This is a genomic window from Novosphingobium sp. THN1, assembly GCF_003454795.1.
Lineage (GTDB): Bacteria > Pseudomonadota > Alphaproteobacteria > Sphingomonadales > Sphingomonadaceae > Novosphingobium.
Genome location: NZ_CP028347.1, coordinates 2,873,218 through 2,896,378 on the forward strand (window position 1 = coordinate 2,873,218; position 23,161 = coordinate 2,896,378).

21 protein-coding genes and 2 tRNA genes are annotated in these 23,161 nt (G+C 63.3%); 17 read left to right on the top strand and 6 right to left on the bottom strand.

Features of this window, described 5'->3' with window-relative positions:
- The first annotated feature begins 129 nt into the window (after positions 1 to 129).
- Entirely contained in the window at positions 130 to 714 is a 585-nt protein-coding gene (locus C7W88_RS14265; protein ID WP_118074037.1) for a hypothetical protein, read from the top strand.
- Here the strand turns inward: C7W88_RS14265 and serB are convergent, their stop codons facing one another.
- Positions 715 to 1,599, bottom strand: a complete 885-nt coding sequence (gene serB, locus C7W88_RS14270) for a phosphoserine phosphatase SerB (RefSeq protein WP_118074790.1) — start codon at positions 1,597 to 1,599, stop codon at positions 715 to 717.
- Here serB and miaA point away from each other — a divergent pair.
- The 6 genes from miaA (at position 1,592) to C7W88_RS14300 (ending at position 7,430) form a co-directional block, all read left to right on the top strand.
- Positions 1,592 to 2,554 carry a tRNA (adenosine(37)-N6)-dimethylallyltransferase MiaA gene (gene miaA, locus C7W88_RS14275; RefSeq protein ID WP_118074791.1) on the top strand — a complete coding sequence of 321 codons (963 nt, stop codon included), beginning with the start codon at positions 1,592 to 1,594 and terminating at the stop codon, positions 2,552 to 2,554. The genes serB and miaA overlap by 8 nt on opposite strands.
- Positions 2,555 to 2,847: 293 nt before the next feature.
- Positions 2,848 to 4,596 (top strand): biosynthetic-type acetolactate synthase large subunit, encoded by a 1,749-nt coding sequence (ilvB, locus tag C7W88_RS14280; RefSeq protein ID WP_118074038.1) that lies wholly within the window; start codon positions 2,848 to 2,850, stop codon positions 4,594 to 4,596.
- 17 nt (positions 4,597 to 4,613) lie between these two features.
- On the top strand, positions 4,614 to 5,129 hold the full coding sequence (gene ilvN / locus C7W88_RS14285; protein WP_118074792.1) for an acetolactate synthase small subunit: 516 nt from the start codon (positions 4,614 to 4,616) through the stop codon (positions 5,127 to 5,129).
- Positions 5,130 to 5,176: 47 nt separating this feature from the next.
- Complete coding sequence (gene ilvC / locus C7W88_RS14290) at positions 5,177 to 6,196, top strand: ketol-acid reductoisomerase (RefSeq protein WP_118074039.1); 1,020 nt, start codon at positions 5,177 to 5,179, stop codon at positions 6,194 to 6,196.
- 128 nt (positions 6,197 to 6,324) lie between these two features.
- The gene (locus C7W88_RS14295) at positions 6,325 to 6,672 is read left to right on the top strand and encodes an I78 family peptidase inhibitor (RefSeq protein ID WP_118074040.1); all 348 of its coding nucleotides are present in this window, start codon (positions 6,325 to 6,327) and stop codon (positions 6,670 to 6,672) included.
- 98 nt (positions 6,673 to 6,770) lie between these two features.
- Positions 6,771 to 7,430 carry a YceI family protein gene (locus C7W88_RS14300; RefSeq protein WP_118074793.1) on the top strand — a complete coding sequence of 220 codons (660 nt, stop codon included), beginning with the start codon at positions 6,771 to 6,773 and terminating at the stop codon, positions 7,428 to 7,430.
- Positions 7,431 to 7,434: 4 nt separating this feature from the next.
- Here C7W88_RS14300 and C7W88_RS14305 read toward each other — a convergent pair whose 3' ends face one another.
- Positions 7,435 to 8,568, bottom strand: a complete 1,134-nt coding sequence (locus tag C7W88_RS14305) for an epoxide hydrolase family protein (RefSeq protein WP_118074041.1) — start codon at positions 8,566 to 8,568, stop codon at positions 7,435 to 7,437.
- Between the two features lie 208 nt (positions 8,569 to 8,776).
- Here C7W88_RS14305 and leuA point away from each other — a divergent pair, with 208 nt between their 5' ends.
- From leuA to C7W88_RS14320, 3 genes are all read left to right on the top strand, one after another.
- On the top strand, positions 8,777 to 10,447 hold the full coding sequence (gene leuA / locus C7W88_RS14310; protein WP_118074042.1) for a 2-isopropylmalate synthase: 1,671 nt from the start codon (positions 8,777 to 8,779) through the stop codon (positions 10,445 to 10,447).
- Between the two features lie 126 nt (positions 10,448 to 10,573).
- Entirely contained in the window at positions 10,574 to 11,620 is a 1,047-nt protein-coding gene (locus C7W88_RS14315; RefSeq protein ID WP_118074043.1) for an amidohydrolase, read from the top strand.
- 68 nt (positions 11,621 to 11,688) lie between these two features.
- Positions 11,689 to 12,669 carry a nitronate monooxygenase family protein gene (locus C7W88_RS14320; RefSeq protein ID WP_118074044.1) on the top strand — a complete coding sequence of 327 codons (981 nt, stop codon included), beginning with the start codon at positions 11,689 to 11,691 and terminating at the stop codon, positions 12,667 to 12,669.
- 7 nt (positions 12,670 to 12,676) lie between these two features.
- Here the strand turns inward: C7W88_RS14320 and C7W88_RS14325 are convergent, their stop codons facing one another.
- From C7W88_RS14325 to C7W88_RS14340, 4 genes are all read right to left on the bottom strand, one after another.
- On the bottom strand, positions 12,677 to 13,219 hold the full coding sequence (locus C7W88_RS14325) for an AHH domain-containing protein (RefSeq protein ID WP_370073143.1): 543 nt from the start codon (positions 13,217 to 13,219) through the stop codon (positions 12,677 to 12,679).
- Positions 13,210 to 13,950: a hypothetical protein gene (locus tag C7W88_RS14330; RefSeq protein ID WP_118074046.1), complete on the bottom strand. Its 741-nt coding sequence runs from the start codon at positions 13,948 to 13,950 to the stop codon at positions 13,210 to 13,212. Before C7W88_RS14330 ends, C7W88_RS14325 begins: the two co-directional genes overlap by 10 nt.
- Before the next feature lie 103 nt (positions 13,951 to 14,053).
- A complete protein-coding gene (locus C7W88_RS14335; protein ID WP_118074047.1) occupies positions 14,054 to 14,542 on the bottom strand; it encodes a flavodoxin family protein in 489 nt (162 codons plus the stop codon).
- 3 nt (positions 14,543 to 14,545) lie between these two features.
- Positions 14,546 to 15,787 carry a hypothetical protein gene (locus tag C7W88_RS14340; protein WP_240344686.1) on the bottom strand — a complete coding sequence of 414 codons (1,242 nt, stop codon included), beginning with the start codon at positions 15,785 to 15,787 and terminating at the stop codon, positions 14,546 to 14,548.
- A gap of 147 nt (positions 15,788 to 15,934) precedes the next feature.
- On the opposite strand from C7W88_RS14340, the gene recJ reads away from it, so the two are divergent.
- The 7 genes from recJ to pstA all read left to right on the top strand — a co-directional run bounded on the left by recJ (position 15,935) and on the right by pstA (position 23,161).
- Positions 15,935 to 17,716, top strand: coding sequence for a single-stranded-DNA-specific exonuclease RecJ (gene recJ / locus C7W88_RS14345; protein ID WP_118074049.1), 1,782 nt, complete (start codon positions 15,935 to 15,937; stop codon positions 17,714 to 17,716).
- A gap of 80 nt (positions 17,717 to 17,796) precedes the next feature.
- Positions 17,797 to 17,871: transfer RNA gene (locus tag C7W88_RS14350), tRNA-Glu, on the top strand.
- A 60-nt stretch (positions 17,872 to 17,931) separates the two neighbouring features.
- Positions 17,932 to 18,005: transfer RNA gene (locus C7W88_RS14355), tRNA-Glu, on the top strand.
- A 172-nt stretch (positions 18,006 to 18,177) separates the two neighbouring features.
- Complete coding sequence (locus C7W88_RS14360) at positions 18,178 to 19,362, top strand: cell wall metabolism sensor histidine kinase WalK (protein ID WP_118074050.1); 1,185 nt, start codon at positions 18,178 to 18,180, stop codon at positions 19,360 to 19,362.
- Between the two features lie 89 nt (positions 19,363 to 19,451).
- Entirely contained in the window at positions 19,452 to 20,492 is a 1,041-nt protein-coding gene (locus tag C7W88_RS14365; RefSeq protein WP_370073144.1) for a substrate-binding domain-containing protein, read from the top strand.
- Positions 20,493 to 20,514: 22 nt separating this feature from the next.
- Positions 20,515 to 21,897, top strand: coding sequence for a phosphate ABC transporter permease subunit PstC (pstC, locus tag C7W88_RS14370; RefSeq protein ID WP_118074052.1), 1,383 nt, complete (start codon positions 20,515 to 20,517; stop codon positions 21,895 to 21,897).
- On the top strand, positions 21,890 to 23,161 hold the full coding sequence (pstA, locus tag C7W88_RS14375) for a phosphate ABC transporter permease PstA (RefSeq protein ID WP_118074053.1): 1,272 nt from the start codon (positions 21,890 to 21,892) through the stop codon (positions 23,159 to 23,161). The genes pstC and pstA overlap by 8 nt, the downstream gene beginning before the upstream one ends.

Genomic DNA, 23,161 nt, shown 5'->3' on the forward strand with positions numbered 1-23,161 from the left:
CCCGGTCTTCGTGTCCGGCAAATACTAACAGCACTGTAAATAGATCGTCAATCGCCCTGCCCGGAGCACTGCTTGCCAGCGGCGACGGTGCAGTGCAGACTTGCAAAAACACAGGGGGAGAACGGAAACATGGCACGCAGGTGGCCGATGGCGCTGGGGCTGGCGCTTTCCTTGCTGGCACTGGCTGCGGGTCTGGCGGCCGGGACGACGCAACTGGAGAGTTGGCACCTGGCAGCACGATGGACCGCGCGCGTGGGCTTCCCGGTGTTTCTGCTGACTTACCTCGCCTCCTCGCTCTTTCGCCTGTCCCCTGCCCCATGGAGCCGGGCGCTGGCGCGTGATCGCAGGTGGTGGGGCCTCGGCTTTGCGGCAAGCCATTCCATCCACCTCGTGGCGCTGGTCGTGGCGGTCAGCCTCGATCCGGAACCACGCACGTTGGCATCGCTGGTGCCGGGCGGCCTCGCCTACCTGTTCATCCTTGCCATGGCGCTGACATCGAGCAACGCAGCGATGCGCGCGCTTGGCCGGAACTGGAAGCGGCTGCACACGGTGGGCATTCACGTGATCTGGCTGATCTTCACGCTGGCCTATGCCAAGCGTATTCCGGTGCCGGAGACACGCGCCGTCGGGCTGACGATGACGACCTTCGCTTCGGCAGCGCTGCTGCTGCGCGTGATGGCGTACAGACGACGCAGCATGCCCGCATTCGCCTGATCAGTCGAAGACCCAGTCCTGACGGGCAATGCCCAGCAGCGACAGGATCGAGGTCAGGTCACCCCGGTCGATCCAGCCGTCCGCCGCAGAACGGGCCTTGGGCTTGGCGCGATAGGCGATGCCGTAGCTTGCGGCTTCGATCATCGGAATGTCATTGGCGCCATCGCCGGTGGCAAGGCTGAACACCTCAGCGCCAAGCCGCTCGGTCTCTTCGAGCAGGACCTTCTTCTTCACCGAACTGTCGACGATCCCGCCAACCAGGCCGCCGGTCAGCATGCCTTCATGCAGGCCGAGGCGGTTGCCGACCACGCGATCGAACCCGAGCAGTTCAGCCACCGGATCGGCGAAGGAATGGAAGCCGCCGGTGACCAGCACGGTATGGCAGCCGCGGGACTTGAGCGTGGAGACGAGCGTACGGGCGCCGGGCATCGGGCGGATGCGCTCATCAAGGCACTGGGCGATTGCGGCCTCAGGCAAGTCCTTCAGGAGGCCGACGCGTTCGCGCAGAGCGGATTCGAAATCGAGTTCCCCCTGCATCGCGCGTTCGGTGATCGCAGCGATGCGGTCCTTGAGCCCGGCGAAGTCAGCCAGTTCGTCGATGCACTCCTGCTCGATCATGGTCGAATCCATGTCGGACACGAAGAGGTTGGGCACTTCGATAAGGCCATTGGAGAGCAGCAGGTCGCTATCGGGGAAGCATTGGTCGAGGATCTTGCGGATGCCTGCGGGATTACCCTCGACCACTTCGAGTTCGAGCACGTCTTCACAGAAGTCGAGCATGCCGGCGCCTGCGACTTCCCAATCGCGCGCCTCGATCATTTCCATCGCAAGCGAGAGATTGTCACCAAGCGTCTCCGGGTCTGCTATCAGGCGCGCGATGATCAACGGGGAATCCTTTTCTGAAAGCGCGGGGCACTGCCCGCGCGTGGCGCTAATCGCAGGGCCGACGGCAAGCGGCAAGAGCGATCTCGCAGTGAAACTCGCCCTCCGGCTGCGAGAGCAAGGTAGGGAGGCGGTGATTATCAACGCCGACAGCGCGCAGGTCTATGCAGATCTGCGCGTGCTGAGTGCACGGCCGTCAGAGGAAGAGATGCAGGGCGTGCCGCATGTCCTGTTCGGCGCGTGGGATGGCGCGCAGGCCTGTTCGGCGGCGGACTGGGCGAATGCGGCCAAGGCCGAGATCGCTGCGGCACATGCGCGGAATGCGCTGCCGGTCCTGGTCGGCGGGACCGGCATGTACATCAATACGCTGCTCCACGGCATTGCGCCGGTGCCGGAGATCGACCCGATCGTTCGCGCGGAAGTGCGGGCCTTGCCTGTCGAGACGGCCTATGCTGCGTTGCGCGTAGAGGACCCGGCGCGCGCTGCCCTGCTTGGCCCCGCCGATGTGCAACGGGTGACCCGCGCGCTGGAGGTGGTGCGTTCGACAGGGCAATCGCTGGCCCATTGGCAGCAACAGCGTGTCGGCGGCATCGGCGAGACGGTAGACCTCACGCCAATCATTCTCCTGCCCGAGCGGCAGTGGCTCTATCGCCGGTGCGATCTGCGTTTCGAGCTGATGTGGCAAGGTGGCGCGCTGGACGAAGTCAAAGCCCTGCTCGCGCGGGGTTTATCCGAATCGTCCCCGGTCATGCGAGCAATCGGCGTGCCGGAGATCGCGGCATTCCTGCGTGCCGAAATGTCTCGGGACCAGGCCATTTCCGCGGGGCAGCAGGCGACGCGCAACTACGCCAAGCGGCAGTACACCTGGCTGAAGAACCAGAATCCCGGCCACTGGCCCCGCTTGGTGTACGAAAATTCCATTGACTTCGACTATGCAGCAAGTTTATTGCGCACTTAGCCGCTTGACACCACATTTTATGTCAAGTAGCAGGCCGTCAATTGCCTGATCCATGTTGCATGTCGATCAAGCACCCGAGAGGGAGAGACGGCCCGGCGCAGCCTAGCTGCAGCCGGGCCGAAATTTTTGAGGGTTTTGGCCGGCGCAGCCAAGCTACAGCCGGGCAGAAATTTTTGATGGTTTTTGGCCGGCGCAGCCAAGCTACAGCCGGGCAGAAATTTTTGATGGTTTTTTGTTTTTTCAGCGAAGCATCGGGTCTATCGGCCCGGCCACGCGAAGAAGGATGAAGTAACGTGACAAGCGAGCGCAGCGGCGCCGAGATCCTGGTCGAAAGCCTTGTCGCCAAGGGCGTCGAATTCGTGTTCGGCTATCCCGGCGGCGCGGTACTGCCGATCTACGATGCGCTGTTCGGCGACGAACGCATCCGCCACATCCTCGTCCGCCATGAAGCTGGCGCAGCGCACGCCGCCGAAGGCTACGCCCGCGCCACCGGCAAGCCCGGTGTCGTGCTCGTCACCTCAGGTCCGGGCGCAACCAATGCCGTCACCGGCATTGCCGATGCCTTCATGGATTCGATCCCGATGGTCGTGATCACCGGGCAGGTCCCGACTGGCCTGATCGGCTCGGACGCATTCCAGGAAGCCGATACCGTCGGCATCACGCGCCACTGCACCAAGCACAACTATCTGGTGAAGGACCCCTCGCAGCTAGCAGCGACGATTGACGAGGCGTTCCGCATCGCCACCGAAGGGCGTCCCGGTCCGGTCGTGATCGACATTCCCAAGGACGTTCAGATCGCAACCGCGACGTGGAGCAGCGCGGCACCGCAGCAGCGCAATCGCTACGCTCCGCAGACCGAAGGCGGCGCCAGCGAGATCGCCGAGGCGATCGAAATGATCGCCAGGGCCAAGGCGCCGGTGTTCTACACTGGTGGCGGCGTGATCAATTCCGGGCCGGAAGCTGCGCGCCTGCTGCGCGAGCTGCAAGCGCTGACCGGCGCGCCGGTCACCTCGACCCTGATGGGTCTGGGCGCTTTCCCGGCGGATCATCCGGCATGGCTCGGCATGCTTGGCATGCATGGCACCTACGAAGCCAACCTGACGATGAACCAGGCGGACCTGATCGTCTGTGTGGGCGCGCGCTTCGATGACCGCGTAACCGGCCGCCTCGATGCCTTCGCGCCGAATTCGAAGAAGATCCACATCGATATCGACCGTGCCTCGATCAACAAGACCGTGGCGGTCGACCTGCCGGTGATCGGCGATTGCGGCAAGGTTCTCGGGCAGCTGATCGAAGCGTGGCTGGAACGCGGCTACAAGGCGCAGGACCTGACGGGCTGGTATGCGCGCATCGATGGCTGGCGTGGCAAGAAGAGCCTCGCCTACCCGCGCAAGTCCAAGGCGATCATGCCGCAGTACGCGGTCGAGCGCCTCTATGAGCTGACCAAGCATCGTGAGCCGATCATCTCGACCGAGGTCGGCCAGCACCAGATGTGGGCGGCGCAGTACTTCCACTTCATGAAGCCCAACAAGTGGCTGACCTCGGGCGGTCTCGGTACGATGGGCTACGGCCTTCCCGCCGCGATCGGCGCGCAGGCCGGCTTCCCCGACACGCTGGTCATCGACATCGCCGGCGATGCGTCGATCCAGATGAACATCCAGGAACTGGGCACGGCCACGCAATATCGCCTGCCGGTCAAGGTCTTCGTGCTCAACAACGAATGGATGGGCATGGTCCGCCAGTGGCAGGAGCTGACCTACGAGAGCCGCTACTCCAACTCCTATTCGGACAGCCTGCCCGATTTCGTGCGGCTGGCGGAAGCCTATGGCTGGAAGGGCATCCGCATCACCGACGAGAGCGAGCTGGACGCAGGCATCCAGGCGATGATGGACCATGACGGCCCGGTCTTCGTCGACTGCCTTGTTGCCAAGGAAGCCAATTGCTTCCCGATGATCCCGTCGGGGGCTGCGCATACCGACATGATTCTCTACGGGGACGAAGTCGCCGGCACGATGGACGACGAAGCCAAGGCGCTGGTCTGAGGGACACTGGAACAATGATGCACATCGCTCAGGAGGCGCAGGAGCGCCACGTCCTCACCATCACGGTCGATAACGAAGCCGGCATTCTCGCCAAGATTGCCGGCCTGTTCACCGCGCGCGGCTACAACATCGACAGCCTGACCGTGGCCGACATCACCGACGGCCACGACGTCAGCCGCATCACCATCGTGACGCACGGTCCGCCGCCAGTAATCGACCAGATCCGCGCGCAGCTTGAGCGACTGGTGCCGGTGCACAAGGTGACCGACCTTACCGAAGTGGGCCCGTTCGTGGAGCGCGAGCTGGCGCTGGTCAAGGTATCCGGCAAGGGCGAGAACCGCGTCGAGGCGCTGCGCCTGGCCGATGTGTTCCGCGCCAAGGTGGTCGACACCACGACCTCGAGCTTTGTCTTCGAATTGACCGGCGCTCCCGACAAGATCGACAGCTTCGTCGCGTTGATGAAGGAGCTTGGCCTGGTCGAGGTCGGTCGCACCGGCATCGTCGGCATGATCCGCGGCGCCACTGCCGCCTGAATTTCACCGCTTATCCTTTCACGAATTCATCAAAGATTGGGAACGACATGAAGGTCTATTACGACGCAGACTGCGATCTGAACCTCATCACGGACAAGAAGATCGCGATCCTCGGTTACGGTTCGCAGGGCCACGCCCATGCGCAGAACCTGCGCGATTCGGGCATCAAGGAAGTGGCCATCGCGCTGCGTCCGGGTTCGGCCAGCGCGAAGAAGGCCGAAGCCGCCGGCTTCAAGGTCCTTGCCAATGCCGACGCGGCAGCATGGGCCGACGTGCTCATGATCCTTGCTCCCGATGAACATCAGGCCGCGATCTACGCCGAGGACCTGCACGCCAACATGAAGCCGGGTGCTGCGCTCGCATTCGCCCATGGCCTCAACATCCACTTCGGCCTGATCGAAGCGCGCGCCGACATCGACGTGATCATGATCGCGCCGAAGGGCCCGGGCCATACCGTGCGCAGCGAATACCAGCGTGGCGGCGGCGTGCCCTGCCTGATTGCCGTTCACCAGAATGTGACGGGCAACGCCCATGATGTCGCCCTCGCATATGCCTCGGGCGTTGGCGGTGGCCGCAGCGGCATCATCGAAACCAACTTCCGCGAGGAATGCGAAACCGACCTGTTCGGCGAGCAGGCCGTTCTCTGCGGTGGTGCGACGCACCTCGTCCAGGCCGGTTTCGAAACGCTGGTCGAAGCTGGCTACGCCCCTGAGATGGCCTACTTCGAATGCCTTCACGAACTGAAGCTGATCGTCGACCTGATGTACGAAGGCGGCATCGCCAACATGCGTTATTCGATCTCGAACACGGCTGAATACGGTGACATCACGACCGGTCCGCGCATCATCACCGCCGAGACCAAGAAGGAAATGAAGCGCGTGCTGGAAGATATCCAGTCGGGTCGCTTCGTGAAGAACTTCGTGCTCGACAACCGCGCTGGCCAGCCTGAACTCAAGGCAGCCCGCGGCCTCGCCAAGCGCCACCAGATCGAGGAAACCGGCGCCAAGCTGCGCGCGATGATGCCGTGGATCGGTGCCAACAAGCTGGTCGATCAGTCGAAGAACTGATCCCGGTCGGTTTGATTGCAAAAACGTGAAAGGGCGGCTGCGGCCGCCCTTTCCATTAACAGACCAATCCCGTCGACGAATGGAGTAGACGAAAAGATTGTGATCTATATCACTCCGTTTTGGAGACAATGATCACACTATCTCGCCCTTCGTCACGGCTGCTGCTTTACACGGCAGCCTTGTGCCTGACGCCAGCCGCCATGGTTGCCGGCGGCAAGGAAATGGCGTCCAGGCCAGTGCAGCCAGTCAACCGCAATGATGGGGCGCAGCTGGACACGTGCGGTCAGCAAGCGGCACAGCGCCTGATGGGCCTGGTTGTCACGCCACAAGCTCGTACCGAATTGCAGAAGTCGATCAGGCATGACCGCATGCGCATCGTTCGCCCCGGCGCCGTGATCACGCAAGACGTGCGCCCGGACCGCCTCAACCTGATCGTGGACGATTCCGGACGACTCGTGGCAGCGCGCTGCGGATAGAGCGGCCGGGTTTACCCTACGACAGCGGGAGTTTTGCTTGCTTCGGTCGTAGCACTTTGGCAACCAAGGTGCTCCTCATCCTCCCCAAGGAGATCCCGATGCCGAAGCTCTCGCGTATGCCGCGTGCCCTCATGCTTGCCCTTCCTCTCGCTCTCGCCGCTGCGGCTGCGCCGATGGTTGCGCAGATGCCCGAAGTTCCCGGCAAGGCCGACAAGGCGCGTGTCGTGGCTGGCTCCTACACTGCCGATGCCGGCCACTCGCTGGTAGGGTGGCGCGTGAGCCATTTCGGCTTCAACGATTACTTCGGCCTGTTTGGCGACGTTTCGGGCACGCTTGACATCGACCCGGCGAATCCCGCCGCAGCGAAGGTTTCGGTCAAGATTCCGGTCAGCAAGGTCATGACCGCCAGCACCGGACTTACCGCCCACCTGCTCAAGCCGGCAGCTGACGGCAAGCCCGCCGACTTTTTCGGTGCAGCCCCTGCCGACGCCACGTTCGTTTCGACCAGTGTTGCACCTGGCGCCGATGGCATGAGCGCGAAGATCACCGGCGACCTGACCCTTAATGGCGTCACCAAGCCGGTAACCATTGACGCAACGTTTGCCGGTGCTGGAACCAACCCCTTCAGCAAGGCAGCCACGCTGGGCTTCCACGGCAAGGCAACGCTCAAGCGTTCGGACTTCAACGTCAAGTACGGCCTTCCGTTCGTCTCGGATGAAGTGAAGCTCGATATCACCGTTGCCTTCGAAAAGAAGTAAACTCTCAAGGCATCAGCGAAAACGCAGCCCGAAGCTCTTTCACGAAAGCTTCGGGCTGCTCCCAGGCAGCGAAGTGCCCGCCCTTCTCCTGCTCGCCCCAATAGACCAGATTCGAGCATGTACGCTCGAACCACTTGCGCGGGGCCGGGATGATCTCCTTCGGAAACGCCGTAGCAGCGACCGGGATGTCGATCTGCGCGGGGGCAAAGCTGCCAAAGCTCTCCCAGTAGAGACGGGCTGATGATGCCCCGGCCGCCGGCAGCCAATAAAGCATGAGATTGTCGAGCATGTCGTCGCGGCTGAGGGCGTCCTCGGCACGCCCGGCATTGTCGGTCCAGGCCCACATCTTCTCGTAGATCCAGCCAGCGAGGCCGACAGGCGAATCCACCAGTCCGTAGCCGACCGTCTGTGGACGCGTGGATTGCTGCTTGGAGTAGCCTGAATCCCAGTCCTGGTAATGTTGCAAACGCTCGAGCGCCTTCGCCTCGTCGGGCTGGGGCGCGGCCATATCCTCGGGCAGCGGTCTTGCGATCGGCATGTTGAGATGGATGCCGGCGCACCCTTCGACCTTCAGCACGCCGAGCGCAGTCGTCACGGCCGAGCCCCAGTCGCCACCCTGCGCCAGCCACCGGTCATAGCCCAGCCGCTTCATCAATTCACCCCAGCCTTGCGCGATCTTCTGGACGCTCCAGCCCTTGGTCACGGGTTTGCCAGAGAACCCGTAGCCGGGCAGGCAGGGTATCACGACATGAAAGGCATCCTGCACCGAACCGCCATGCTGCTCCGGCTCAGTCAGCGGGGCAATGCAGCGGCGAAACTCGAGGATCGAGCCGGGCCAGCCATGGGTCAGGAGCAGCGGCCGCGCGCCTGCGTGGGACGAGCGTACATGGATGAACCGGATCATCAGGCCATCAATCTCGGTTTCAAACATGCCCCAGAAGTTCAGCATCTGCTGGCAGGCGTACCAATCGTAGCCATGCCGCCAGTAGGCAACGAAGTCCTGCAGGGCGGCAAGCGGCACACCTTGCGACCAGTCGTCGACGGTTTCCTTCTCGGGCCACCGCGTCATGTCGATGCGCCGATTCAGGTCTGCGATCGCGGATTGCGGTATCTCGACGGTGAACGGCGCAATATTCATGGCCTTCCTCTCCCTGTCTGCTTGCATTCATTCTGGACAAGTGGCCCACGATTCACCATAGGCTTGTGGCATGACCGCTCGACTGGACCTTACCCTGCGACTTATCCGCCCTTGGGCGTGAGCTGACGCGCGGGATCTCCCGGCGCGCACGGCGCCCAGGGGATCAGAAGCACAACCGCCAAAATCCAGAAAATTCGAGTGCACCTTCATGACCATGCTCAAGAACCCTTCGGCCAAGTACCGTCCGTTCCCGCAGATTGACCTGCCCAATCGCCAATGGCCCAGCCAGACGATCACCACGGCGCCGCGCTGGCTGTCTACCGACATGCGCGACGGCAACCAGTCGCTGATCGACCCGATGGATGCGGAAAAGAAGAGCCGCTTCTTCGACCTTTTGCTGAAGGTTGGCCTGAAGGAAATCGAGGTCGGCTTCCCCTCTGCCGGAGCCACCGAGTATGATTTCATCCGTGGCCTCGTCGATGCCGGCCGCATTCCAGATGACGTTTTCGTCCAGGTCCTGACTCAATCGCGTGAGGACCTGATCAAGACCTCGTTCGAAAGCCTGGCCGGAGCCAAGCAGGCAATCGTCCACGTCTACAACGCGGTATCGCCGCTGTGGCGCAACGTGGTTTTCGGCATGGACCGCAAGGACGTGCGCGAGATCGCCATCGCCGGAGCCAAGCACCTGCGCGATCAGGCCGCACGCTTCCCGCAGACCGACTGGCACTTCGAATACAGCCCGGAGACCTTCTCGACCGCCGAACTCGATTTCAGCATCGAGTGCTGCGAGGCGGTGATGGAGATTCTCCAGCCGACGACGGACAAGCCGATCATCCTCAATCTGCCGGCCACGGTCGAGGCGGCAACGCCCAACATCTATGCCGACCAGATCGAGTACTTCTGTCGCAACCTGCCGAACCGCGATCGAGCGGTGATCAGCCTGCACACCCACAACGATCGCGGCACTGGCGTCGCAGCGGCCGAACTTGGCCTGATGGCCGGGGCCGATCGCGTGGAGGGCTGCCTGTTCGGCAATGGCGAGCGTACCGGCAACTGCTGCCTCGTCACCGTTGGCCTCAACATGTACACGCAGGGGATAGACCCTGAGCTGGACTTCTCGGACATCGACGAAGTGATCCAGACGGTCGAATACTGCAACCAGCTGCCTGTCCATCCCCGCCACCCCTATGGCGGCGAACTGGTCTTCACCGCGTTTTCCGGCAGCCACCAGGATGCGATCAAGAAGGGTTTCGCCGCGCAGGAACAGCGCAATGACGAGCTCTGGGCGATCCCCTACCTGCCGATCGATCCGGCTGACCTCGGCCGCAGCTACGAAGCGGTGATCCGCGTCAATTCGCAATCCGGCAAGGGCGGCTTTGCCTGGGTGCTGGAACAGGACCAGGGCCTGAAGCTGCCCAAGAAGATGCAGGCGCATTTCTCCCGCCATGTCCAGGAACTGGCCGACGAACTCGGTCGCGAACTCCAGGCGGCAGATATCTGGGGCGTGTTCCGCAAGGCCTATCGCCTTGATGCACCACAGCACTTGCAACTGGTCGACTACGAGGAAGCGCGCGGCCCGGATGGCACGCGCATCTTCGCTGGCAAGATCGAAGTCGATGGCAAGGTCCAGTCGGTCTCGGGCCGCGGCAATGGCCTGATCTCTTCGGTCGTCGCCACGCTCAAGGATGGCTTCGGCGTCGACATCGACATCACCGACTATTCGGAACACGCCATGGGCGCCGGCAGCAACGCCCGCGCGGCGGCCTATGTCGAATGCAAGACCACCGATGGCCGCACCATCTGGGGCGTTGGCATCGACGAGGACGTAGCGACCGCATCGGTTCGTGCAGTTCTGAGCGCAGCAAACGCTGCAGCATGATCGTTATACGGGCGGCCTCTGCAGCCGCCCGTTCAACCGATCGCTTAAATACCAGCTTGCTCGCAGCAATCCTTCCGCCATAGTTCCGTCCGTGCCCGCAAGAGGCGCGCAACGGGACAGGACAGCATGGCCGACGAAGCGATTCTCGAACCCGAACTGCCAATCATCGATCCGCATCACCATTTGTGGGACTTGCGCCCGCTGATCGCAGCGTTTCCGCAACCCCGCCATCCCTTCATCGAAACGCTGACGCATTCGGCCTATTACACGTTCGACCAACTGCTGGCCGATGCGCGTGGTGGGCACAACGTGGTGGCCACCGTCTACATGGAATGCGGTGCCTTCTACCGCGCCAGTGCCGAACCGGCGATGAAGCCGGTGGGCGAAGTCGAGTACGTCAACGGCGTCGCCGCACAGGGTGCGAGCGGTCTCTATGGAGACTTCCGTCCTTGTGCCGCCATCATCGGCCACGCCGACTTGCAATTGGGCGATGCCGCGCGCCCTGTCCTCGAAGCGCTCATGCAGGCAGGAAACGGGCGCTTTCGCGGCATCCGCCACCAAGGTGCCTGGGACGCGAATTCGGACGTGCTAGGTCCGCCGTTCCACGCGCCGCCGGAACTCTATCTCTCGGACAAGTTCCGTGAGGGCTTCCGCCATCTCGGCGAGCTCGGCCTCACTTTCGATGCCTGGCTGCTGGAGCCGCAACTGGGTGACGTGCTCAGCCTTGCCCGCGCCTTTCCGGACCAGCCGATCTGCCTCGATCACTGCGGCACACCGCTTGGCACAGCGAGCTATCACGGCAAACTGCACGAACGCTTCGATGGCTGGCGCAACATGATCCGGCAGATTGCCGAATGCCCGAATGTTTCGATCAAGCTTGGCGGCCTTGCCATGTCGTTCTGCGCATTGCCGGAACAGGGTCCGATGGCGGGACTGTCTTCGGAGACGCTGGCCGGCATGTGGCGCCCTTACATCGAGACCTGCATCGAGGCATTCGGCCCGGAGCGTGCGATGTTCGAGAGCAATTACCCCGTCGACAAATGGGGTGCCAGCTATACCGTGCTGTGGAACGCCTTCAAGCGGCTGGCCCAAGGCGCGCCCGAGAGCGAGAAGCGCGCGCTATTTGCCGGCACTGCGGCCCGCTTCTACGGCATTGAGGACATGCTCCCCTAGACAGGCGGCTTGTCATCACCTAGCACTTTAACCGTTCGATTAAGCCTCCGTTGAAGGACACGAGCCGAATGCCCTTGCCTCCGCTGTTCGCTAACCTGCGCTTGCCTGTTATTGCATCGCCCCTGTTCATCATCTCCTGCCCGGAGCTGGTCATTGCCCAGTGCAAGGCAGGCATCGTTGGGTCGTTCCCGTCGCTCAATGCGCGCCCGATCAGCCAGCTCGACGAATGGCTGCATCAGATTACCGAGGAGCTGGCCGCCCACAACCGCGCTAACCCCGACCGCCCGGCTGCCCCATTTGCCGTGAACCAGATCGTCCACAAGACCAACAACCGCCTCGACGAAGACATGGCGCTCTGTGCGAAGTGGCAGGTGCCGATGCTCATCACGTCGCTGGGCGCGCGAGAGGATGTCTACAACGCGGCCCATGGCTGGGGCGGGATTGTCCTGCACGATGTGATCAATGATCGCTTCGCCCGCAAGGCAATCGAAAAGGGCGCAGATGGCCTCATCCCGGTTGCCGCCGGCGCAGGCGGCCATGCAGGGGCGCAATCCCCGTTCGCGCTGATGCAGGAAATCCGCGAGTGGTTCGACGGCCTCGTCGCACTGTCGGGCGCGATTGCCCACGGACGTTCGGTGCTTGCCGCACAGGCGCTCGGCGCTGACTTTGCCTACATCGGCTCTGCCTGGATTGCGACCGAAGAAGCCAATGCCAATGCTGCCTACAAGCAGGCCATCGTGGACAGCCGCGCGGACGATATTGTCTACTCGAACCTCTTCACCGGCGTGCACGGCAACTATCTGCGCTCTTCGATCGTCAACGCAGGGCTCGATCCTGACAACCTTCCCGAAAGTGATCCGAGCAAGATGAATTTTGGATCGGGCGGCAATACTGACGCCAAGGCCTGGAAGGATATCTGGGGTTCCGGCCAAGGCATCGGCGCCGTCACTGCTGTAGAACCGGTCGCGAGCCGAGTGGACCGTCTCGAGCGCGAATATCGTGAGGCAGCGGCAAGACTGACGGAGAATTCTGCATCGTTCCTGCGCTGACGCAGGTTTAGTTCGCCCGCTGCACGGCCGCAGTATCTGTCCAGAACAGCTCGGCCATGTCATCGAGATGGCTGAAATCGAGCGACGGGTCGCGCGTGTTCAACGGCATGCGCGACCAATTGCGTGGATCGAGAAAGCGTCGGCGCAAGGCACGCTGCAGCAAGTCGAAGCGCATCAGGGCCGTGAAATCGGCCGTCACCGCCCCCTTGCGTCGCGCTTGGGACCAGTCCGCCTCGATCTGCCCGATTCGCTCGATAACCAATTCGTTGTAGGCACGGTGAGGGCCGCGATGGAGCGGCAAGCCGGCGCGCAGCGCGGCATGCTCGGACCCCGGCAACAGTTGTCCGTTGCGGCGAAAGTCGTGAACCCCGAGCCGATCGTGGCCAAGCGTGTCGATCATTTTCCGGAAAGCCGGAAAGCTCAGGACCTGACGGGGAACGAGGTGATGACGCTGCTGGTCCGGGCAATATCCTGCCTGGCCAGGCACGTTGACGCTGCCGAACGGCAGACAGGCCCTTTCAGGTTGAGATTGGTTCCGTTTCAGTCGCACCGCGCAAGGATAGGACTCCCGAATTGCGCCTCAAGACTGACTGCCCCCGTTCCGGCAAGAATTGCCCGCGTCGGTTGCAGGACGGGACCGTGGGCAACCAGCCAGTCAACCAGCCGAACGGCGGTGCGAGGCAGCAGCGAAGCATCTTCGGACTTGCCTGGCTGCAGTATAAACTCCTGCCCCATCAATAGATTAAGCCCTCTGGAAGCCATGGAGCCATCATCCAGTCGATGCATCGCGACAAATGCCGGAGCCGGGAAAGGTCCGCCCTCCAGCCACGGCATCACGGCCTGCCCGAATAATCCCGGTTTTAGAACCAGATGGGCGGGAATCCACGAAATCCCTTCCGCTTGGCTCATTTCCGCAAGCTCGATCAGAAGCATCGCCGCGACTCGGATAACCGGCAAGAGGCCGCCGGCACCGGCGAGGTGCGGCCCTGGAGCAAGCGTAAGCCAGCGCATCTCGCCGATATCTGGTTGGGACAGCCCGATCGTAGTGGCGATGGGTGATGCTGGTGCGGAAGGCCCGTCCTTCAGTCCGTGCAGATCGAATGTCAGTCCGCTGGCTAGCAGTTCAACCCAGCCTTCCGAAGCATCGGGCGCATGCGATACCGAATATCCGAAGCCGCGCTTGGGCCCATTCAGGACATCGGCCAGAGCTGGCAGCGCTTCGGCCCGGTAGAGAAGTGCTGCAAGGGGTGCGCAAACTGCAGACCGGTCACTCGCGTCCACTTGCCCACCTTTCAGCCACGGCCCCAATTTGCACAGTCCTCAGGATGCGTCGAGTCACGCTGCATCCGGGAAAGCTTGGTTTTGGTCCATAAGCTCGAAAGCTTTAGAAAACTCCCAACGCCAGACCGGCCGCCATGGCCCGTCCCAGATTTCGACAATCCTGCAAAAGTGCCTCCGGCACGCGCTTGGGGCCAAGGATCTCTTCGGGAGTCTGCGCGCCTGTTTTGACGATCAGCGTTGCTGCCGCCCGCCTGAGCCTCCAACCGGTGACGATTCGGTCAAGCTGACGCTCCGCGCCGCTTCCATCCGTGCCGGCCGCAACCATCGCCGAATAGGCTCGACCTTCGATCCGGCCGAGCAGTGGGTAATAGCAGCGATCGAAGAACGCCTTCATCTCTCCGGTCATCGAACCAAGGTTTTCAGGGCAGCAAAACAGGTAACCCGCCGCCTCGAGCAAGTCCTCTGGCACCGCAAACTCTGCTTCGATCAGTCGGCAGGCACCTTCGGCTTCGGCCCCACCGGCAGCAGCTTCGGCCATCGCCCGTGCTGTGCCGGTGCGACTGTGCCAGATGACGGCGAGGCCACCTGCCATCCCTCAGCAGCCATCCCCGCCAGACGTCGGCACGCCGATGGCGCCGCCGATCGCGCCTCCGAGCAATCCGCCCAGCCCTTTCTTCTTGGGCTTGCATTGCGGCTTGGGCGCTTCCTGCTGGCTCGCAGCGGAGGCGCCACCAAAGCCTTCGACTCCAACGAGGAAGCCCGTGGTGGAACGATGGCGAATACGCGCGGTCCATTCCGGCACCCATTTGACTTTCGGGTCCGCCGGGCGGGGAGGATAGGCAAAGGATTCTTCCGGCCCATAGGCATGGAGCGTGCCGAACATGTAGTCGGGCGCCGCCGCCTTTACCTCTGCAGGAACGGTGCAGGTTGTGGTCTGCGGAGACATGACCGTCTTGTCAGCCACCAGCTTCGCCACCGTTTGCGGTGCCAGCCAGTCCGACAGTCCGCCGCCGAATTGACGCGCAGCGCTCGATGACCACCACACGATGTCCATCATATCCTGCCCCCTGGGCGCCTGCTTTCCGCCGATGATCATGGCATAGTAACCCGTAGCGTCGGGAATTGCGCCCCAGCGCAGCACAGTGGCGCCGCTGCCCATTGCACTGTTCGACGCATTGAGCGGGCTCATGAAGTCCTTGGCCAGGCTGAACGACAGCTCCGGCGAATAGTTCGATACGATACGGTGCGCGCCCAATAGCGACGAATCCGGCTTGGCGGACTTGCCGTCATCGCTGGGCCACGTGCCGTAGGTCCGCGCCGACGAAGGCGAGACCCAGCGGTCGACGGGAACGGTGGTGGTCCATAGGCCCGGCGGGACTTGCCCTGCGGCGAGCTTGCTGAAATCAATGACGACGGGCTGCCCCTTCGGCGCGTGTTCCCCGCACCCCCAGAAGATCAGCATTCGGCCCTTGGGCCGCTGAAAATCGGTCGTTCCCGGCTCGACAGGTTTGCTCACCGGTGTCTTGAGCAGGACCGATTTCCCGAGCTTTGCGCCTGCCGGCATGAAATGCTCGGCTTTCGGCTTGCCATCTGCCGCGGCACGCGATGTTCCGAGATCGAGCCAGAGCATGTGCTGCGCCTTTGGTGAGCCTCCCATGGCCATCGCCATGGCCGCGCCGACGCCGCCACCGCCACCCATACCGCCAAAACCGGACATCGTCTCGGCGCGCATCTCGTATCTGGCGACGGGGGCGGTTGCCTGTTGCGCCACCACTCCCGCAGCAACGCCCGCAAGCATCAGTCCGCTTGCCATCACAGAACCGGTTATCACACGCATTCCTGCATCCTCCTCAAGGACTTGCGACAGAGAACTGCCGCCACGGATTCGATGCGACCTTATGCGTCGGGGATTCGTACGGGCCGGTGCGGCACCGCACACTCCCTTCCCCTTTCCGCAGAGAGCGCCATGGTATAGCGCAAACGGATGATTCCAGTCACTGCGATTACACGATCCCTTTCGGGCCAGGCCTGGCGCTGGCGCGGCGGCAACATGGATTTCGGGCAGAGCGGCAGTGGCCGAGACGGCGACGAAGCCATTGTCACGCAACTGCTGCTTTCGCGTGGTGTCTCCCCCGACGATCTCGAACGTCATCGCCGCCCTACCCTGCGTGATTTCCTGCCCGACCCTTCGCTGTTTCGGGACATGGACGAAGCTGCGCGGCGCTTGGCCGACGCCATCCTGCGCAACGAGAAGATCACGATCTACGGGGACTACGACGTGGACGGCGCAACAAGCGCAGCACTGCTGATCCTGCTCCTGCGCGATCTTGGTGTTAGCGCCGGCCACTATATCCCGGACCGGCTGCTCGAAGGCTATGGCCCCTCAGGCGAAGCGCTCGTCCGCCTCGCCCAGCAGGGCAGCCAGCTGATCGTTACCGTCGATTGCGGGGCAATGGCGCATGAAGCGCTTGATGCGGCAGCGCAGGCCGGGGTCGACGTCATCGTTGTCGACCACCACAAATGCTCGCCTGAGCTGCCGCGCGCTGCTGCGCTGGTGAATCCGAATCGCCTCGACGAATGCGACGAGGCTGCCGCGCATGGCCATCTCGCTGCCGTAGGCGTGGCCTTTCTCCTGGCCGTGGCCCTGGTCCGCGAACTGCGCGGACGCGGATACTTCGAAAGCCGCAAGGCGCCCGACCTCATGGGCCTGCTCGACCTTGTGGCACTCGGCACCGTGGCAGACGTGGCTCAACTCAAGGGCCTAAACCGCGCGCTGGTATCGCAAGGTCTCAAGATCATGGCTCGCCGGGAGAACATCGGCCTTTCCGCACTGATCGACGCCAGCCGCCTGTCGCGCGCGCCGACATGCAGCGACCTCGGCTTTGCCTTAGGCCCGCGAATCAACGCAGGCGGCCGCGTGGGTGAAGCCACGCTTGGCGTGCGCCTGCTGACCACCCAGGACCCCGATGAGGCTCGGGAGATTGCGGCGCAGCTGTCCCGCCTCAACGATGAACGGCGCGCGATCGAACAGGAAGTGCAGGAAGCGGCCGAGGCACAGATCGCTGCGCAGCATAACCGTGCCGTCATGGTTCTGGCCGGGCGCGGCTGGCATCCGGGCGTAATCGGCATCGTGGCGGGGCGAATCAAGGAAAAGACCGGCAAGCCTTCGCTGGTAATCGCTCTTGATGCAGACGAGGCAGGCTTGGGCAAAGGCTCGGGCCGATCTATCGCCGGGGTCGACCTGGGCGCTGCAGTGATAGCTGCGCGCGAGGCCGGGCTGCTCGTCGCAGGCGGCGGCCATGCCATGGCTTGCGGGCTGACGATCGATCCGGCGCGGCTCAATGCGCTGGCGGACTGGCTGGACGCGCGACTCGCGCGCGACGTGACGGGTGCGCGAGGCGCGCAATCGTTGCTGCTGGACCTGTCGCTGGCGCCCGGCGGCTTGCGTCCCTCGCTGGTCGAAACGCTCGACGCTGCTGGCCCCTTCGGAATAGGCTGGCCCGGCCCGCGTGTCGCCGTTGGTCCCGTAAGGCTCGTGAAATGCGATCTGGTCGGCACCGATCATGTGCGCATGGTGGCGGCAGGCGCGGATGGCCACTCGTTCAAGGCGATCGCATTTCGCGCCGCGCAGAGCGAAATGGGCCAGGCATTGCTGCACGGTTCGCGGGGCCGACAGTTCTGGCTGGCCGGGCGTGCCAAGATCGACGACTGGGGCAGCCGCCCCGCTGCAGAACTCCATGTGGAGGACGCCGCATTCGCCGACTGAAATTTTTCTGCAATTCGCCGCTTGACGCCCCGCCATCCTCCCCTTAGAGGCGCGGACCTGCCCAGCGGCGCAAGCCCAGTGGCCCCTTCGTCTAGCGGTCAGGACGCGGCCCTTTCACGGCTGAAACACGGGTTCGATTCCCGTAGGGGTCACCACTTGCTTCCCTCCTTCGGGAGGTGAAGCGGCGGCGCAACGCAAAGGCCTTCCAGCGGAATGGCCCTTCGTCTAGCGGTCAGGACGCGGCCCTCTCACGGCTGAAACACGGGTTCGATTCCCGTAGGGGTCACCACCGTTTGTGGTTGAATTTTGAAGTTCCTCAGCAGGCACATCTCACAGACCAATTGTGACTTACCACGCCCCGCGCTTGCGCGCCCTGCCTGCTCTCGCCTATCCGCGCTGCAACGAAGCCGACACATGGATCGGCGATTCGCGGGCAACAACAATCCACACGGCATGATTCGATGAAGGGTTTGTCGCTGCCACTTCCCAGCATTTTCGTCGCCCTGTGCGCGAGCGTCGTCATGTTTCTGGGCGGGGCAGGCTTCTGGATGTCGCTCGCCGTGCTGGTCGTCTGGCTGGCAACACTGTGGCTGGCGCGCCCCGAGCCCGTGGTCCAAACGCTCGACCGCGACGATGGTAGCGTGTCACGCCAGGCCATGGTGGAACTGGTCGAGCCCTTCGGCCTTCCCGTCCTCATGCTTGATGGACAGCGCATTGCAGCCGCCAATGCCGCCGCGCGCGAGGAACTGGGCGCACACATCGTCGGGCAGGACGCGCGCGTCGCGCTACGCCACCCCGAGGCCATCGACCTGCTCAAGAAGCCACAAGGGCGAGCTCTGGTTCGGGGGCTGACCGGCGCACGTTCGATCTGGCAGGTCAGCCGCGTGCCGATCGACGAGCGGTTCTCGCTGATCGAGATGGTCAACCGCACTGCCGAAGCGGACATCAGCCGCTCGCACACCGATTTCGTCGCGAACGCCAGCCACGAGCTGCGCACGCCGCTCGCCTCGATCATCGGTTACATCGAAACACTGGCCGACCCGGACGCGAAGGTGGACGAAGCGACGGCCGCCAGATTCCACGCGACCGTGCTGCGCGAAGCTCGCCGACTGCAGAGCCTCGTCGAAGATTTGATGTCGCTCTCGCGAATCGAAGCCGAAAAGCACGAACTTCCGCGCGACCGCATCGATCTGGGCCAGATGGTCGGCAGCATCGCCAGCGAAACGGCCATGACCATCGGCGAAGGCCGTGTCGTGGTGCGTGCCGACGAAGGTGTGGTCCTTGGCGATCGTCAGCAACTCGATCAGCTTGTCCGCAACCTGATCGACAACGCCCTGAAATATGGCGACCCGGCGCAGCCGGTCAGTGTCGATCTTGCCGTCCATGGCAGCGAGGTCGAACTCGTCGTGACCGACAGCGGCGAAGGCATCCACCCCGATCATCTGCCCTACCTGACTCGCCGCTTCTATCGCACCGATCCCGGCCGCAGCCGGGCGGCAGGGGGCACCGGCCTCGGCCTCGCCATCGTCAAGCACATTGTCGAACGCCATCGCGGCAAGCTGGATATTGCTTCGACCTTGGGTGTCGGCACGACCGTCACGGTGCGCATCCCGCTTGCGCCAGCGGCGAATGTTTCTGCAGATTGACCGCGCGTTTCCAGCCTTGTCATAAACCTGTCACGGAACCGTCGCATTGGGCCCTTGCCAACACGGATGAAGGCTCAGGACAAATGTCGATGATTCGCACCATTTCGCTTTCCGCCGCCGCTCTCGGCGCACTTGCTCTTGCCGGTTGCGGCAGCCAGGAAGCGGCCACCCGCGACCAGGTTCGCGCGGTCGGCTCGTCCACCGTCTACCCCTTTGCGAAGGCCGTCGCCGAATCGCTCGCCAAGTCCGATCCGTCGCTGAAGTCGCCGATCATCGAATCGACCGGCACGGGCGCGGGCATGAAGCTGTTCTGCGCCGGCGTCGGCGCCCAGCACCCCGACATCGAGAACGCCTCGCGCCGCATGAAGAAGTCCGAGTTCGAGGACTGCCAGAAGAACGGCGTCAAGGACATCGTCGAGATCCAGGTTGGTCTCGACGGCGTGGCCTTCGCCGAGGCGCAGGGCGGCCCCGGCATCGCGCTGACTCCGGAAGACGTCTACAAAGCGCTCGCCAAGAACCCCTATGGCAAGCCCAACACCGCCAAGACGTGGAAGGACGTCAATCCGTCGCTCCCTAACGAGCCAATCCTCGTCTACGGCCCGCCGTCGACCTCCGGCACGCGCGACGCGCTCAAGGAACTGATCCTGACCAAGGGCTGCGACGAGAACGCCGAAATGAAGGCGCTCAAGGACAGCGACAAGGAAAAGCACGACAAGGTCTGCAGCGAAGTGCGTGACGATGGCGCCTATGTCGACGCGGGCGAGAACGACAACCTGATCGTCCAGAAGATCGAGGCGAACCCGAAGGCCATCGGCATCTTCGGCTATTCCTATCTCGAAGAGAACAAGGGCCGCATCAAGGGCCTGACGATGAAGGGGGTCGAGCCGACCTATGCCACGATCTCGGATTTCAGTTATCCGGGTGCGCGTCCGCTCTACATCTACGTCAAGAAGGCACACCTCAAGGCAATTCCTGGCCTGCAGGGCTTTGTCACCGAATGGTCAAAGCTTTGGGGCAAGGATGGCGCACTTGCCAAGCTCGGCATGGTGGTTGCACCTGACGATGTGCTTGCGGGGAGCGCGAAGGCTGTTAACGACCTTCCCGTTCTTGATGGTTCGCAGCTGAAGTAAGAATTGGAGTAAGTCGGGGGTCATGTCGCCATCCATCCTGCTTTTGCTCGCCTTTGGGCTGAGCCTGTTCGGTTGGCTGGCGGCACGCTCCCGCGCCTGGGCGTTCCGCAAGTCTGCGCCCGGCGTCCGCCTACATTCCTTGCCCAACTTTCACGGCTGGTACGTCGCCCTGTGGATCGGCGTCCCAGCCCTGCTCTTCGCCTTGCTGTGGAACGCGATCAGCCCGGTGCTGATCACCAGCCAGGTCATGGCCGACCCTGCTGCATCACTGCTGCCGGGCTTCGGCTTCGAGCGCGAGACGATGCTGGCTGAAGCCCGCGCCGTTGCCGAAGGGCGGGCCTTCGGCGTCTTCAATGAAGAAGCGCAGGGCCTCATCGCCCCATACCGCGAAGCCATCACGTTTTATGATTCGATCGGCCTGGTCGTCACGATCCTCGTCGCGTTTGCTGGCGGCGCCTTTGCCTTCCTGCGCCTCAAGCCCGATTTCACCGCCCGCACCCGTGTCGAACGCGCGGTCATGGGCTTGCTGCTGATCGCCTCGCTGGTGGCGATCCTCACCACGATCGGCATTATCGTCAGCCTCGTGTTCGAGACCGTGCGCTTCTTCGGCATGGTCTCGCCGCTGGACTTCCTGTTCGGCACGCACTGGTCGCCAGACCCGATGAGTTCGGGCACGCCGGATGGAGCCGACTACGGCGCGATTCCGCTGTTCTGGGGCACGATCTACATCGGCGCGATCATCGCCATGATCGTGGCTATCCCGCTCGGCTTGATGAGCGCGATCTTCCTCACGCAATATGCCAGCAATGGCGTGCGCAAGGTGCTGAAGCCCCTGCTCGAGATCCTCGCGGGCGTGCCGACGGTGGTCTACGGCTATTTCGCGGCTCTCACCGTTGCTCCGATGGTGCGCGACGCCGCGCAGGCCATCGGCATATCCAGCGCATCGACCGAAAGCGCGGTGGCGGCAGGCCTCGTCATGGGCGTGATGATCATCCCCTTCGTCTCCTCGATGGCGGATGACTCCATCGCCGCCGTGCCGCAGGCGATGCGCGACGGCAGCCTTGCAATGGGCGCGACGACTTCGGAAACGATCCGCAAGGTGCTGATCCCGGCCGCCCTGCCCGGCATCGTCGCAGGTGTGATGCTCGCGGTCAGCCGCGCCATTGGCGAGACGATGATCGTTGTCATGGCCGCAGGCGCCTCGGCCAACCTGACCGCCAACCCGTTCGAAAGCATGACCACGGTGACGTTCCAGATCGTCGCCATGCTGACCGGCGAAGGCAGCTTCGACCATCCCGCAACGCTTTCCGCGTTCGCGCTTGGCATGGTCCTGTTCCTTGTCACCCTGACGCTGAACTTCATCGCACTGCGCGTGGTGAAGCGCTACCGCGAAGCCTATGAGTGAGCCTGCGATGACCGAGACCACTTCTGACGTGCAGGCGCGCAGGCGGGCGCTGATGGACAAGGGGCTGGCGCGCCGCCGCACCGCCGACAGGCGCTTCCGCTGGCTCGGGTTTGCCGCAGTCGCCTTTTCGGCGCTGATGCTGGCATTCCTGTTGATCAACATGAGCTCTGCCGGCATTGCCGGTTTCCAGCGCAGCGAGGTGCGCTTTGACGTTCCGCTAGCCGGCGCGATGCAGATCGATGCCAAGCGCCTTGCCCAGCCTGATCCCATGGGCGGCCTCGAACTTGCCGGACTCGAAAAGGTGGTCGAGGGCGCAGCGAAGACGGCGCTCGGCCCCGAAGCCGATGACCTTGTCGGACAAGGAGCCTGGCGCGAAGTGGCCACTGCCATTGTCGAGGACCCCTCCCTGCTGGGTGGCACCTACAGCGCCTCGCTTCCGGCCAGCGATGACCTTGCCGCAGCACAGCGTGGCGAAGGCGAGCCGGCAATGCAGCAGCTTGCGAAGAGGCTCGTATCGGAAGGCAAACTGGTCCGCACGTTCGACAAGGGCTTCCTCAGCCGGTCGGATGCCACAAGCCCGCAATCGGTGGGCATCTGGGGCGCCCTCAAGGGCTCGATCCTGACGATGTTCATCACGCTGATCCTGGCCTTCCCGGTCGGCGTGCTGTCGGCGCTTTATCTTGAAGAATATGCACCGAAGAACCGTTGGACGGAGTGGATCGAGATTTCGATCAACAACCTCGCTGCCGTGCCCTCGATCATATTCGGTCTGCTTGGCCTCGCAGTGTTCCTCGCGCTCTTCCCGCACTATCGCTCTGCCCCGCTGATCGGCGGGATGACGCTGGCGCTGATGACCATGCCGGTCATCGTCATTTCAGGACGCAACGCGATCAAGGCGGTGCCGCCCTCGATCCGCGACGCTGCCCTCGCCATCGGCGCGAGCAAGGTGCAGGTCGTGTTCAACCACGTCCTGCCGCTTGCCCTGCCCGGCATCCTCACCGGCACCATCATCGGGATGGCCCGCGCGCTGGGCGAGACCGCGCCGCTGCTGATGATCGGCATGCGCGCGTTCGTGGCCAGCCCACCCTCGGGCTTCACCGCGCCGTCTTCGGTGCTGCCGGTGCAGATCTTCCTGTGGTCCGACGAGATCGACCGTGGCTTCGTCGAGCGCACCAGCGCAGCGATCGTCGTCCTGCTCGTCTTCCTTCTCCTGATGAACGGCCTTGCGATCTACCTGCGCAACCGTTTCGAAAAGCGGTGGTAA

Bases quoted from the DNA above. Each gene is read 5' to 3' on its own strand.
- C7W88_RS14265 (WP_118074037.1), top strand. From the start codon at position 130: ATGGCACGCAGGTGGCCGATGGCGCTGGGGCTGGCGCTTTCCTTGCTG.
- miaA (WP_118074791.1), top strand. From the start codon at position 1,592: ATGATCAACGGGGAATCCTTTTCTGAAAGCGCGGGGCACTGCCCGCGC.
- ilvN (WP_118074792.1), top strand. From the start codon at position 4,614: ATGCACATCGCTCAGGAGGCGCAGGAGCGCCACGTCCTCACCATCACG.
- ilvC (WP_118074039.1), top strand. From the start codon at position 5,177: ATGAAGGTCTATTACGACGCAGACTGCGATCTGAACCTCATCACGGAC.
- C7W88_RS14295 (WP_118074040.1), top strand. From the start codon at position 6,325: ATGATCACACTATCTCGCCCTTCGTCACGGCTGCTGCTTTACACGGCA.
- C7W88_RS14300 (WP_118074793.1), top strand. From the start codon at position 6,771: ATGCCGAAGCTCTCGCGTATGCCGCGTGCCCTCATGCTTGCCCTTCCT.
- C7W88_RS14305 (WP_118074041.1), bottom strand. From the start codon at position 8,568: ATGAATATTGCGCCGTTCACCGTCGAGATACCGCAATCCGCGATCGCA.
- leuA (WP_118074042.1), top strand. From the start codon at position 8,777: ATGACCATGCTCAAGAACCCTTCGGCCAAGTACCGTCCGTTCCCGCAG.
- C7W88_RS14315 (WP_118074043.1), top strand. From the start codon at position 10,574: ATGGCCGACGAAGCGATTCTCGAACCCGAACTGCCAATCATCGATCCG.
- C7W88_RS14320 (WP_118074044.1), top strand. From the start codon at position 11,689: ATGCCCTTGCCTCCGCTGTTCGCTAACCTGCGCTTGCCTGTTATTGCA.
- C7W88_RS14335 (WP_118074047.1), bottom strand. From the start codon at position 14,542: ATGGCAGGTGGCCTCGCCGTCATCTGGCACAGTCGCACCGGCACAGCA.
- C7W88_RS14340 (WP_240344686.1), bottom strand. From the start codon at position 15,787: ATGCGTGTGATAACCGGTTCTGTGATGGCAAGCGGACTGATGCTTGCG.
- recJ (WP_118074049.1), top strand. From the start codon at position 15,935: ATGATTCCAGTCACTGCGATTACACGATCCCTTTCGGGCCAGGCCTGG.
- C7W88_RS14360 (WP_118074050.1), top strand. From the start codon at position 18,178: ATGAAGGGTTTGTCGCTGCCACTTCCCAGCATTTTCGTCGCCCTGTGC.
- C7W88_RS14365 (WP_370073144.1), top strand. From the start codon at position 19,452: ATGATTCGCACCATTTCGCTTTCCGCCGCCGCTCTCGGCGCACTTGCT.
- pstC (WP_118074052.1), top strand. From the start codon at position 20,515: ATGTCGCCATCCATCCTGCTTTTGCTCGCCTTTGGGCTGAGCCTGTTC.
- pstA (WP_118074053.1), top strand. From the start codon at position 21,890: ATGAGTGAGCCTGCGATGACCGAGACCACTTCTGACGTGCAGGCGCGC.